Source organism: Streptomyces sp. NPDC048523 (genome assembly GCF_043199815.1).
Taxonomy (GTDB): domain Bacteria; phylum Actinomycetota; class Actinomycetes; order Streptomycetales; family Streptomycetaceae; genus Streptomyces.
Genome location: NZ_JBICWQ010000028.1, coordinates 1 through 1,935 on the forward strand (window position 1 = coordinate 1; position 1,935 = coordinate 1,935).

At 71.0% G+C, this 1,935-nt stretch carries 1 protein-coding gene; it reads right to left on the reverse strand.

Features of this window, described 5'->3' with window-relative positions; genetic code table 11:
- A partial coding sequence (locus ACGFWE_RS43410; protein ID WP_393606207.1) for an AMP-binding protein occupies window positions 1–1,905 on the reverse strand: 1,905 nt, incomplete at its 3' end.
- Window positions 1,906–1,935 lie beyond the last annotated feature (30 nt).

A 1,935-nucleotide genomic window follows, 5' to 3' on the forward strand; every position in this document is an offset into this window, starting at 1 on the left:
CCCACGAGCCACACCCGAACCCGCGACATACAACTCACCCGGCGTCCCCACCGGCACCGGCCGCAACCCACCGTCCAACACATACACCCGCGTGTTGTCCAGGGGGCGGCCGATCGGCAGTGTGTGTCCGTCGACCGTCTGCCCGGGGGCGAGGCGGTACTCGGTGGCGCTGACGGTGGTCTCGGTGGGCCCGTAGACGTTGCGCACGGCGACGTGGGGGTGGCGACGACGCCAGGCTTCGAGGACGGCGGCGTTGACGGGCTCGCCCGCCAGGAGCAGTTCGCTCGTCGGGGCGTACTCCTCGGGCAGCTCCATCAGGAGGGACAGGTGGCTGGGCGTGGCCTTCAGGAAGGTGTACGGCTCGATCGGCGCCGACCGTCCGGCGTCGGCGTCCCGGAGCGACCCGATGACCACGCAGCCGCCGGAGATGAGCGGGACGTAGAGGGCGGTGACCGTCATGTCGAACGAGACCGAGGAGTGCAGGAGGGCGGCGCCATCGGTGCTCCGGTAGCCGGAACGGGCGCCCGTCAGGTAGTCGGCGAGGGCGCCGTGCTCGACCATCACGCCCTTCGGTGCGCCCGTGGACCCCGAGGTATAGATCACGTAGGCGGCGTTCCGGGGGTGCAGGGGTAGCGGGCGATCTGCGTCGGTGGGGGGAGTCTGCGGCTGTCGCGCGACCTGGGCGGTGACGTCGGGGTCGTCGACGGCGAGGATGACGGTGCCCAGGGCACCGGCCGCCCCGACCGGTGCGTCCTTGGTCGTGACGAGCACCCTCGGTGCGGTATCGGCCTGCATGAGCGCGATGCGCTCGGCCGGGTACTCCGTGTCGAGGGGCAGGTACGCCGCCCCCGTCTTCGCGACCGCGAGAAGGGCGACCATGAGCTCCGGAGAGCGGGGCAGGCCGACCGCGACGACCTGCTCGGGTCCTGCCCCGAGTCCGATCAGGTGGTGGGCGAGCCGGTTGGCGCGGGCCTCCAGGTCGGCGTAGGTCAGGACGGTGCCGTCGTCCGATACGGCGGGTGCCTCGGGGGTGAGGGCGGCCTGCGCCTCGAACATGCGGGGCAGCAACTCTGGCGGGGCCGGGCGGTCATGGCCTTGCCAGTCGAGGAGGATCAGATCGCGCTCTTCGGTGGAGAGCAGGTCCGCCTGGCTGATCGGATTGCCGGGCTCGGCGACGGAGGCGCGCAGTAGACGCACCAGGCGCTCGAGAGCCGATTCCACGGTTTCGTGGTCGAACAGGCTGGTGTTGTAGCGCGCGATGCCTTCGATGCCGGCGGGTACGCCACCGGCGTCGTGGCGCTCGCGCAGGCTGAGGAGGAGGTCGAACTTCGAGAGCGTCTCGGCGGTCGGCTCGATCGCGATGCCGAGTCCGGGCAGGCCCAGCGTCTCGTCGGGAGTGTTGTCCAGGGCCAGCCAGACCTGGAACAGGGGGTGGCGGGTCACCGCACGGGCCGGGTTGAGGACCTCCACCAGCCGCTCGAACGGCAGGTCCTGGTTCTCATAGGCGGCCAGGTCCGCGGTGCGCACCCGGCCGAGCAGCTCGCGGAAGGAGGGGTCGCCACTGGTGTCGGTGCGCAGGACGAGGCTGTTGACGAAGAACCCGACCAGATCCTCCAGCGCATCATCGGTGCGCCCCGCGATCGGAGCGCCGATGGGGATGTCGTCGCCGGCCCCGAGCCGGCTGAGCAAAGCGGCGAGTCCAGCCTGGAGCACCATAAAGATGGTGGCGCCCCGAGTGCGTGCGAGAGCCGCCATGGCCCGGTGGAGTTCGGGGTCGAGGGTGAACCGGACGACGCGGCCGGGCTCGGTGCCGCGCACCGCTTCCCTGGGCCGGTCCACGGGCAGGGAGATCTCTTCCGGAAGACCGTCGAGCGTGTCCTTCCAGAAAGCAAGCTGCCGGGACACAGCACTCTCCGGGTCGTCCTCACTGCCCAG